The organism is Helicobacter baculiformis (assembly GCF_900197685.1).
GTDB classification, from domain to species: Bacteria; Campylobacterota; Campylobacteria; order Campylobacterales; family Helicobacteraceae; genus Helicobacter; species Helicobacter baculiformis.
The window spans coordinates 1-9,576 of sequence record NZ_FZMF01000070.1 but is presented as its reverse complement, the minus strand read 5'-3'; the positions used below and the strand labels follow the sequence as shown (position 1 = coordinate 9,576).

Sequence of the window (9,576 nt, the reverse complement as noted above, 5' to 3'; positions counted from 1 at the left end):
CCCATTTGCAAGCGCAGAGCCTCTAATTGCTCTAAATTGTGGCGCGCCTCAAATAAAGGGGTTTGAGGGGGGCGCGTGTAGGTAAAATCTTTGATCGCATACGTTTGTTCTTCTTGGTTGAGCGCCTGGAGTTTAAGCACATGCCAACATGCGATGCTCTCAGGCTCAAATTCCCGTTCAGAGAGCAAAAACCCGCACAAATCATTACCCCCCAAACGCTGCATTAATAAAGTGATATTGCTTTGGTTGTCCTGCAAACGGCTTAACACACTCTCCTTAAAATTGCTATTGACCGCCTTAACCGCGCTCTTAGAACTCATCTCGCTAACTTTGATGGGATCATCTATGAGGATTTGGTGGGCATGAAAGCCCGTTAAAGCGCTCTTAAGCGTGGTAACAAAAAGCCCCCCGCCCTCTCTGAGTACGAACTCTTGGGCGTTATCCTGCAAGAACTCCAAAGGTTCGGGGAAAATCTGCGCGTAAAATTTGGACTTCATCAAGTCGCGGACTTGGTTGGCGATCTTGCGGCATAGGTCATCAGAGTAACTAATATAAAAGAATTTACGGCTTCTATCTAGCCCTAGTGCCCACGCCACAAAACACCGCGCGATGATCTCCGTCTTGCCATAGCTAGGGGGCATGTTAATCATTAGGCGCGTGATCAAGTCCTCTTGGGCGGTAGGTAAAGTACACTCTAACACCTTGCACAAATAAGCAATGTGCCAAGAGTGCATGAAGGGGGCTAGATTGTAGCGCGCCCATTTGAGCTTGACAAATGTATACAAATCCTTCTTAGCAAGGGCGCGTAACACTAACTCTTGCTTGAGCGCCTGCGTGTCGATCATGGCTTCAAAATACTAGGCTTCTTCCAATCGCCCAAGAGATGGCGGCGCAAACGCTTACCCACTACCTTATTCTCAGCTTGAGGAGTGCCCAACATCAAAGACCCGACATTAAACAGCCCTAGGCGTCTATGCTCTGCTTGCAGGCGCGTATCCTCTGCTTGCGCCCCCCGTAAAGCATTCTGGCTAGCAGCAATCCCGCGTTCAATATTAATTTTTTGTTGGTTCTGCTGGTTGGCGATCGCGCGTTGGGCTTGGTTAGCCTTAAATTCTTGCTGGACAAAATCATTACGCAACGCGTCCTGATCTTGCTGGTGTTGGAACTTCTCTTGTTCAAAGGCATAGGCGCGCGTGCGCTCCATATCTCCTTGTTGATCCCTTAAGCGCTGATACGCCTTGAGCTCCTCATGACCCAACACGCTTAAAGCATTGTTGCCACTGCCCATAAGTTGCGCGCTCAAGTTCTGCATGGTATTATGCAATTGCGCATGGGCGGCGCGGTGGTGCTCAAGGGCGCGCCCCATCAACTCTAAGCCCCCTCTACCTGCGCCAATGTCTATATTCTGCATGGGTCTCCTTTATGCGATCCGAGTCGCCCAAGAAATCACACAACACCCCCCATCACCCACCTTTACATTAACCTTTGAGCCCTTAGGCTGCACCCACCCGCTCACACATCGAGAATCTCCGCTCACACTCAAAGCATCCCCAAAAGAAGTACTCTCAGCCCCCGCCTGCAAGAAGACATAATAATACATCCCATCTTGGGGCACTTCCCACTCTTGGGAACTCTCTAACTTCACGGCTTGAAAATTCCCCCCTAACTTCGTTTGCTTTGCCTGGAGTTGCTCTAAATAGCCTTGTAAAAGCCCAAATTGCACATAAACCTCTTTTGAGCCCGCCAACACCTGATCTAACATCTCTTGTTTGAAGGCTTTAAGCGCCTCTTGGGCTTGTTGCACGCCCTGACTTGCATGCGTGTCATAAAGCCCTAGCTTCACAAGATGGTTTGCGTTGTAGTCCTCGATCTTTTGAAGCGTGTTCGCGTTGAGCTCTTCGAGCTTTTGGGCATTAATGTTCTCCATCTGCGCTTTGAATTCCTCTAGCTTTGCCAAATTAGCGCTATTGAATTGGGCGACCTGCAAGCGGGCATGTTCGATCTGGGCGTCCACGCTCGCGTTGTAATCTTGGAGCTTCTGATAGGCATTGTCGTTATACTCTTGGAGCTTTTGGGTGTCATTGGTGTTATAGACGTGTAAGCACTCTTGGGCGTTGGTGTTGTACTTGATCAGCCCCTCATCAAGGCTTGTTAAAGTGGATGCCTGCAACTGCTCCATCTGTGTATAGATCTTAGAGGCGCGCACAAGATACTCTTCTAACGCGTCGATCTTGTGGGTGAACTCCTCTTTAAAGCCCTGAATATGCCCATCTACACGCTCAAAGCGCGCGCTGAACTCTTCTTCTAGATGGGCTTGTGCCTCTTGCACATGGGTATCAAACTCTCCTACTTGCGCGTTCACGCTAACACGTGCTGCCTCTACTAAGGCGTCTAAGCGCGTGATGGCGCTTTGGCTTTGATCTTGAATTTGTGTTAAACTCTGCGCTAAGAGTTCTTCAAGCACTTTAACATGGGCTTTACTTTGGCTTTGCAGTTCCACTAAACGCTCTTGAAGGGGGGCTAAACTCTCCAACTTCTCTAAAAGCAACACAATACTATCTTTAAAGATCAGCACCCGATCGGCTTCGAGTTTGGCACTCTGAATAAGCTTTTGCACCAAGTCCACTTGTTCTAAGCCCGCCTTAAAGCGCTCCCCTAACACCGCGTTATGCTTGTGCAAGCCCGCCTTAAGCGCCTCAAAATGCTTATAATAATCTCGAATAAGCGTATTCAAATGCTCCGCTTGCATCTGTAGGGTGTCCACTTGGGCGCGCGCTTGGCTGTCTAAATCTTGCAAAAGGGCGTAAGAGCGATCATAGAGCCCCTTAAAGGCGTTAAACGCCATCAAAACGCGGCTAATGGCTTGCAAACACAAATAAATTTGTTGCTTCCAATTGTCTTGCTTATTGAGCGCCCCCTCTAATAGCGCGCTAAACTCTTCCTCGATACTCTCCAAAGTAGGGGGGGTGTGCTCCAAAGGCGCTAAGGCTTGAGGCATCGCCCCCAAAGGAGGAGGAGAGGGTAGGGGTTCTAACTCTTCTAAGGGCTTTGTATCTTCTGCCATGGACTTCCTTATTTGGGGATAGATTCTTGAGGGCTAACCACAATCTCTAAACTTTTTTGTGCCTGCATGCGCGCGTTGGTGCTTTGATAAGTGATTGTATAAGTCTTGGCAAGGGCGCGCGCAAACAAGAACACCCCCCCCTAGAAACCACTTGCCCATCTACAAGAAAGCATTCTTGCGCGTCCTTGAGCATGCTAAACCCCCACACCTTCACCGGGCAGTTAGGCAAGGTCTCTAAACTTTGCGCGAAGATTTGCACGCAATCACTCCCCCCATCTAAAGCGTTGAGGCGCGCTAGCTCTTGGCTCAAACTTGTCACGCATGTCTCTAGCTCCTTGATGTCCTCCTGTGTGCCGATCTGGTTGATCGTATGAATCACATTCTGGGCGTGTTGGGCAATAGCAGAGGTGTTAGACGCGCTTCCCACCACCTGTAAAAAACTCACATACGCATTCGCGCGGTTGATCGCCGCATTGTCCTTCAAGGACTTTAACATGCTCTGACACTGGATGAGCGCGCTTAGGGTTTGGGCTTTAGTCGCCTGCAAAGTGTATTGTGCATTGAGATAGTCTATGCCCATCTTGGCGCGGATCTGCTCTTCTTGGACATTTTGCGCGCTCTCTTGTAAGTGCAGTTCTTCACACTTGAGCGCGCCCTGCAAGCAGAGCTGGTTAAGTTCCTTTGTGCTGAAATTTTGCGTTTGCAGGGCGTGGCGCAAAGCTAGAAAAGTGCGCATGAAGCGGTGCGCATTCATACCCTAACCACCCTTGAGGTGAGATGATCCCGCCCGTACAAACTATTCAAATACTGCGTGAACAAGAACTTCGCCTGTCTGTACAAATTGGAGAACATGCCAATCTTATTAATATTTGCCTCATCGGTAGGCACTTCTAAGAGAAGGGAAAGCGCGCCATAGATCAGGGCAAGGCGTGCCATCTCAGGGAGGGCGATACTCTCTTCAGGGGTGTTAATAGGCTCATAGGCATAATAGGACACCGCCAAAAGCCCGGGGGCAAAGGGGGTTACACTCAAGCGCCCATCTTTGATTAATAAGCTTAATATCGTGGTGTCTTCTAAATCCGTTGCGTGCTCTAGGGGCACGGCATTAAAGCGCGCGCTAGAAATACCCAACAAATGCGGGCAAAATAAGAAATCTGTTCTCTCCTGCAAGACCTTATGTCTTTGGACGCGATTAAGCTTGAATTCTAGCACCAAATTAGCCGCAATAGTGTTAAGCGTGTCTAAAATCTCTATCTCAGAAAAGCGCAAAGCCGTATAATCCTCATCTTTGAGACGGCTACGGATTGCGCAAATGACTTCATGGGTGTCTAGCATGAAATTGCCTTGCTAAAAGATGATCTAAGTCTGAAAAATAAGGCGGGTCTAAATACAAGCAGTTTTTAGAAATGTTCCTATCGTACACCTCTAAAAACTGCTTGATCAACCTAGATTGTTTGCCATCTTGCACCCATTCCCCACACAAATACGCCCCCAAAGTGTCAAGATCAAGCCCTCCAAAGTCCAAGTAAAGCGGATAATCTAGGTAGTATAAAGGCTTCTCCCCTGCGCACACATTAAACACTTCCCCCTCAAACTTGTAATACTCACTGCTCCCATTGGGCTTTAACAACGCTTGGGCATCGCTAGAAATCTCCCACTTGAGCGCGCCATAGCGGCTATACAAGCCCAACACGCCCGCACGCCCAAACTCTACAAGACGATTCATAGGCGCACCATGGGCTGGTAGGCATCCGCACTCTGGGCAATACTCTTATTTGCCTCTTGGCGTTCGGCTTCACGGGCATAATAACGCCTATTCTCTTCCGTGAACTGATCACGCGCCAACTTTGCCATCTGCTTAGCCTGTTTGATTTGCTCCATGCTCGAATACAAGCCCACCCCAAAATTAGCAATCCCCAAAGCCGCCCCCACGCCCTGCACGCCCAAGCCCAAGCCCACTAAGGCGCTAGAGCCAAGGGGGCTAAGCCTAGAACTAGCAGGGGGAACACTCTGCCACCCCCGCCCGAAGATATTCCCACTGATGGCGTTGTGGTAGCTCAGATTACCGCCTAAAATCATCTTAAACTTCTATACTGATCTCAGAGGGCAAGAAGTACGTAACGCGCAAGATCGCCCCTAAATCCGCCACAATCCCCTTAGGCAAGGGCGCGCGCAAAGTGGCGTAAATACTCTGGGAATGTTGCGCACAAAAGCAGCGCAAACTATGGCTAAAACCCTTTTGGCTCGCATCCACGTCCTTTAAGAAGTAATCAGGCTGCCCCTCTAGCCCGATATCAATCTGCGCGCCTTTAAGCTCTTGGGCGATCTCCAAATTCACCCCCACCACTTCCGCCCCACAGGGGAGGATCGCCAATTGTTTAAACGCCTCTTCTGAACCAAAGCGCACTTTACAAAGATACAATGTATTCTTAACCTTTTGCACCATGTTAATCCTTAATGCTTCGCACTGAATAAGCCAATCACGGCAAAATCGCTTTGATCATAGACACTAGGCACGCCATTAGAACTGGTGAACTTTGCCTTAGAAATGCCCAAGATTCGATCCACCCCGCAAATGGTTTTACGCCCCGCGTCCTCCGTCTCGTTAATATAGAAATTGATCGCGCTATTGCCCGCCAAGACTAGCGCGCTAGCCCCAATCAACGCCCCAATACTCACAGGGTGCTTATCCGCATAGAAACTAGGAGGGGTAACACGCGTGACATTCTGCTTGTTTAAATGGGCTTCATACTCGCTATCGCTCACTTCAGAATTGAGCAGACCGACATTCATGGAAGTCCACACGCCCATATCCAAGATAGGGCAATTATCAATCATGCCCACCACCCCGCTAAAAAGCGCGTTCTTATCCCCCCGCACGCCTGCGTACTTCTGGATCTCCTGGTATTCAGGATCCGCCTTAAGCTGGTTAATGGCAAAACTATCTAGCAGAATGATATAGCTATAGTTTTGCACACTCACCCCCCCCGTACTCACCATCTCGCTACGGATGGGCTTAAGGGGGAAGGCTTGGGTATTGTCATGTTTGAGCCCTGCGCGCGCTTGAAAGATCGCCCGTCTGAGCGCCTTAACGTTCATGGTATCGTCTTTGGCGATCTTCTTAGTGAGCACGCTCACATCTTGTTCTGCTGTGCTTTTAAACCCGTTTGTCTTGTCGCACACAACCACGTTTGTAAAATCATTACTCAGCGCACACACGAGGGCGCGATCCCGCTTTGCCTGTATCCACTCAGTCAAGCTATCTGAAGCCTCTTTGATAAAGTCAATATGCTTGAGCGCGCTATATAGCTTGATCTCTGATTTAATGGCGTTGCCCACCACCTCCGGGTAGATCGTCTGACTCAAAATCTCCAAATTATCAAAATTGCTATTAAAGTCGCTATTGCCCTTTACTCCCGAACCGCTCAACTGGGCTTTTAAACGGGGTCTATAGGGCTGCACATCCTCAATCAAATAGGTACGCACGCCCCGATCACTCCCCCGCCCACTCAAAGGCTCAAAAGGGCTTTTAAGCCAACTGGCTAGCTCGATCTGTTCGCCAATCTTCACACTCACATTTGGATCATTCTTCCAATTGGCAATATTAATCTGATTTAATCCTGACAAATTCACGCACACACTCCTTAAAATCTATTCATCACCAATTCGGGAGGGTTGGTTTGCGCATTCGTGCCCATACCCTCCACACGCTGGGGTAGGGGGGTATTGCTTGGCGCTTGCCCCTTAGGGGGGTTGGGCAATTCTTGGCTAAACGCCTTGTAGAGCTCATAGAGAGCATTAAAGAAATCCACGCCCGCCAAACGCTCTAACTGCTTCTTGTACTTGGGGGGTAGTTCTTCTTCATAGAAGACACTGATCGCGTTCATGTCCGCCTCGGGGTGCTGGCTTAAAAAAGCTTGTTGGGCTTGTTCTAATTGGGCTAAATCCTTCTTGTTGCCAATCTCTTGTTCTAAGCTTTGCGCCTTCTGAATCTTCTCGCCTAGTTGTTCCTTCAAGAACACATTCTGCATCTCTAAAATCTTCTTAACAAACGCCTCTTTATTGTCAAAGAAAAGCCCCTCTAGCTCTGCGTCCATGTGTTCGGCACAATACTTCGCAAAATTAACTTCTAGCGATTCTTCTGCCTGCTTGATCTCGCGCTTGAGGATCTCTAATTCCGTCTCTTGTTCGGATAAACTGGGCTCAGCCATATAGCATTCCTTTAAAAATAAAGCTATTAAAGCTAAAAGCCCCCTTGTAAACAAGGGTTAAAATTTATTTTTAAGGCGCGCGCGCTCTAGCTGGGCGATCTTGTGCTCTAAAGCCCCGCATAAATGCAAATCTCCCCCCGCCAAAGCCTCTTGTAAAGAGCGCTTGAGGGTGTGCAATTTGAAATCTTCCAACACCCGATCGAAGTCTTTAGGGGCAATGGGGCTAAACTTGACCTTTAAAAAGCCCAAAGCCCCCACATCCCCTAAAAGAATATTTTTAAATTCCTCCTGCATGCGGAAATCATGCGCACTCAAACACTTAGAGGCGGTAAAACGAAATTCGGGGTGCTCCAACATCGCGCGCAAGATACGCCCCTCTAAAAAATACGCCCCGCGCTTGAGTTCCTTATGCTTGTTAGAAACCTGTTCTACTCTGTTCTTCAAGTCCTCTTGGACAATCTGCGGGCTGATCTTCTTGAGTGTCTGCAAACAAGCCACCTTTAAAAAGGGCGGGTAGCGTTCCACTAAATGGCATAAAAAGCGGTAATTATGATCCTTTTGCATGGGCGTTAAGCCCGCGCGTAATAAAAGCTTGCAAAAATACGCCCACCCCTCAGACTTGATCATAGGGGGCTTAACGCCTAATGCTAACGCCTCTCCCATGTCCTTACAGCCCTTGATGGTCAACACCCCCACATGGGCATAGCCACGCTTAAAACATAGGCTTAACGCCCGCTTGAGCCCCTCTAAGCCCGCGCTATCCCCATCCAAGCAAAAAAGTATCTCACACTCTAGGGAAGCTAACATGTCCAAATGCTCTTGGTTGAAACTCGCCCCCATACAACACACCACATTAGGATACCCGAACGCCTCAAAGCCCATCACATCAAACACCCCTTCACAGATAATAACCTGGCGGCGATTATTGATATGGTGGCGCGCACGGGGGTAATTCCACAAAAGCGCATGCTTGACTAGCCCGCGTGTGTGCAGATACTTAACGCCCATGGGCGCTAGCAAACGCCCACTAAAGCCTATCAGCTTGGCAAAGCGATTATGAATAGGGAAGACAATGCGCCCACTGAGCACACACCCCCGATCGACATTTGACACAAGCCCCGATTCTTTAAGCTGGGTCGTGCTAAACTGCTTTAGCAGATCGCGGTTGACGCTAGAAGAGCAGTACCCCAATTCGAAACGTGTAATCAGTTCTGCGCTCATGCCCCGCTGTTCTAAATACTTCCATGCGTCCTCCTGTTCGCGCAAGGCTTGAACCATGAGAACGTGGGCATGTTCTAACACCTTTAACTCAGGCTGTGGCGCGGGGGCGGCTTTGTCTTCTTCCAACACGAAATCATACATCCGCGCCACCTCCTGCACCGCCTCCCTAAACTCTAGCCCTAACTTCTCTTGCAAAAAATTAAAAGCGTCCCCACTGACCCCACAGCCGTAACAAGTCCAATTATTGCGCGCGGGGTTCACCATAAAACTTGGGGTCTTCTCCTCATGAAAAGGACAATGACACCGAAAATACGCGCCACAACGGCGCAATGTTAAATACTTCTCTAAGACATCCACAACGCGCACCCGTGCCCTGAGGGCTTCTAAATTCTTAATCATCAAGCCTCTTTAAAGTCTTCTTCTTCTGCTCTAGAGGCGCAGGAATGCTCAGAGTTTTAAAATAACCTTGTTCGATACTAAAGAAGGCGAAGCCTTGACTAGTGGTCTGCTTGTTCTTAAGAATGGTGATCTTGCGCTTGAAAGAAGGGTCTTCATCGGGGCGCACTTGGCGTTCTTGGTGGTTGAGGCGCTCGATGTGCAGATGAACATCTGCCTCATGCCCTGCTAACTTAGAGCCAAAGGGCAGCCGATCCCCCGCCTTTGCCGTTTGGATAATGAAGAGCACCAAAACCTCCATCTGGCGGGCGATCTGCCCTAGGGCAATAAATTTAGGCGTCTCGCGCTCCTCGGTGCTCGAGCCCGAACAAGCGACATTCTTTTGCGAATCGATCAAGAACACCTTCACCCCCCGTTTGGCAAGGGTGCGAATCTCTAGGGTTAGATCGCTTAAGTCATTATAACGATCTTCTAGGATATAATCATCCATCCCCTTAAAGTGCCTCTTCTCTTCTAGAAGCTTCTCAACATGGGCGCGGATGGGGAACTCCAAGCAGAAATGCGCCACCTTGTACTTCTTGGCAACATATTCGAGTATTTGCGTGGTCAGAATGGTTTTACCCGCATCAGGATCGCCACTCACCAACACCAAACGCCCAAATTGCAACCGTTCCTACAAACCTA

The 9,576-nt window shown here is 49.1% G+C and carries 12 protein-coding genes; all 12 read right to left on the bottom strand.

The genetic code is table 11. From position 1 onward, the window contains the following. A partial coding sequence (locus C6G87_RS08170; protein ID WP_411697026.1) for a terminase large subunit domain-containing protein occupies positions 1-842 on the bottom strand: 842 nt, incomplete at its 3' end. Further along, positions 842-1,411, bottom strand: a complete 570-nt coding sequence (locus C6G87_RS08165) for a hypothetical protein (RefSeq protein WP_104752997.1) — start codon at positions 1,409-1,411, stop codon at positions 842-844. The genes C6G87_RS08170 and C6G87_RS08165, both read right to left, overlap by 1 nt. Before the next feature lie 9 nt (positions 1,412-1,420). Further along, the gene (locus C6G87_RS08160) at positions 1,421-3,064 is read right to left on the bottom strand and encodes a coiled-coil domain-containing protein (RefSeq protein WP_104752996.1); all 1,644 of its coding nucleotides are present in this window, start codon (positions 3,062-3,064) and stop codon (positions 1,421-1,423) included. A gap of 46 nt (positions 3,065-3,110) precedes the next feature. Next, positions 3,111-3,818, bottom strand: coding sequence for a hypothetical protein (locus tag C6G87_RS08155; protein ID WP_233709080.1), 708 nt, complete (start codon positions 3,816-3,818; stop codon positions 3,111-3,113). After that, positions 3,815-4,399 carry a hypothetical protein gene (locus tag C6G87_RS08150; RefSeq protein ID WP_104752995.1) on the bottom strand — a complete coding sequence of 195 codons (585 nt, stop codon included), beginning with the start codon at positions 4,397-4,399 and terminating at the stop codon, positions 3,815-3,817. Before C6G87_RS08150 ends, C6G87_RS08155 begins: the two co-directional genes overlap by 4 nt. Beyond that, the gene (locus tag C6G87_RS08145) at positions 4,383-4,790 is read right to left on the bottom strand and encodes a hypothetical protein (RefSeq protein ID WP_104752994.1); all 408 of its coding nucleotides are present in this window, start codon (positions 4,788-4,790) and stop codon (positions 4,383-4,385) included. Before C6G87_RS08145 ends, C6G87_RS08150 begins: the two co-directional genes overlap by 17 nt. Next, positions 4,787-5,143: a hypothetical protein gene (locus C6G87_RS08140; RefSeq protein ID WP_104752993.1), complete on the bottom strand. Its 357-nt coding sequence runs from the start codon at positions 5,141-5,143 to the stop codon at positions 4,787-4,789. The genes C6G87_RS08145 and C6G87_RS08140 overlap by 4 nt, the downstream gene beginning before the upstream one ends. A 1-nt stretch (position 5,144) precedes the next feature. Next, positions 5,145-5,510: a hypothetical protein gene (locus C6G87_RS08135; RefSeq protein ID WP_104752992.1), complete on the bottom strand. Its 366-nt coding sequence runs from the start codon at positions 5,508-5,510 to the stop codon at positions 5,145-5,147. An 8-nt stretch (positions 5,511-5,518) separates the two neighbouring features. Further along, positions 5,519-6,697 (bottom strand): phage capsid family protein, encoded by a 1,179-nt coding sequence (locus tag C6G87_RS08130; RefSeq protein ID WP_233709079.1) that lies wholly within the window; start codon positions 6,695-6,697, stop codon positions 5,519-5,521. A gap of 11 nt (positions 6,698-6,708) precedes the next feature. Next, positions 6,709-7,275: a Coiled-coil domain-containing protein gene (locus tag C6G87_RS08125; protein WP_104752991.1), complete on the bottom strand. Its 567-nt coding sequence runs from the start codon at positions 7,273-7,275 to the stop codon at positions 6,709-6,711. Positions 7,276-7,332: 57 nt separating this feature from the next. Beyond that, entirely contained in the window at positions 7,333-8,895 is a 1,563-nt protein-coding gene (locus C6G87_RS08120; protein WP_104752990.1) for a CHC2 zinc finger domain-containing protein, read from the bottom strand. Next, positions 8,888-9,559 carry a P-loop NTPase family protein gene (locus C6G87_RS08115; protein WP_104752989.1) on the bottom strand — a complete coding sequence of 224 codons (672 nt, stop codon included), beginning with the start codon at positions 9,557-9,559 and terminating at the stop codon, positions 8,888-8,890. The genes C6G87_RS08120 and C6G87_RS08115 overlap by 8 nt, the downstream gene beginning before the upstream one ends. Between the last annotated feature and the right edge of the window lie 17 nt (positions 9,560-9,576).

What these genes read in the sequence shown, in the direction of transcription:
- C6G87_RS08165 (WP_104752997.1), bottom strand. Translation starts at nt 1,411, where the DNA reads ATGCAGAATATAGACATTGGCGCAGGTAGAGGGGGCTTAGAGTTGATG.
- C6G87_RS08160 (WP_104752996.1), bottom strand. Translation starts at nt 3,064, where the DNA reads ATGGCAGAAGATACAAAGCCCTTAGAAGAGTTAGAACCCCTACCCTCT.
- C6G87_RS08155 (WP_233709080.1), bottom strand. Translation starts at nt 3,818, where the DNA reads ATGAATGCGCACCGCTTCATGCGCACTTTTCTAGCTTTGCGCCACGCC.
- C6G87_RS08150 (WP_104752995.1), bottom strand. Translation starts at nt 4,399, where the DNA reads ATGCTAGACACCCATGAAGTCATTTGCGCAATCCGTAGCCGTCTCAAA.
- C6G87_RS08145 (WP_104752994.1), bottom strand. Translation starts at nt 4,790, where the DNA reads ATGAATCGTCTTGTAGAGTTTGGGCGTGCGGGCGTGTTGGGCTTGTAT.
- C6G87_RS08140 (WP_104752993.1), bottom strand. Translation starts at nt 5,143, where the DNA reads ATGATTTTAGGCGGTAATCTGAGCTACCACAACGCCATCAGTGGGAAT.
- C6G87_RS08135 (WP_104752992.1), bottom strand. Translation starts at nt 5,510, where the DNA reads ATGGTGCAAAAGGTTAAGAATACATTGTATCTTTGTAAAGTGCGCTTT.
- C6G87_RS08125 (WP_104752991.1), bottom strand. Translation starts at nt 7,275, where the DNA reads ATGGCTGAGCCCAGTTTATCCGAACAAGAGACGGAATTAGAGATCCTC.
- C6G87_RS08120 (WP_104752990.1), bottom strand. Translation starts at nt 8,895, where the DNA reads ATGATTAAGAATTTAGAAGCCCTCAGGGCACGGGTGCGCGTTGTGGAT.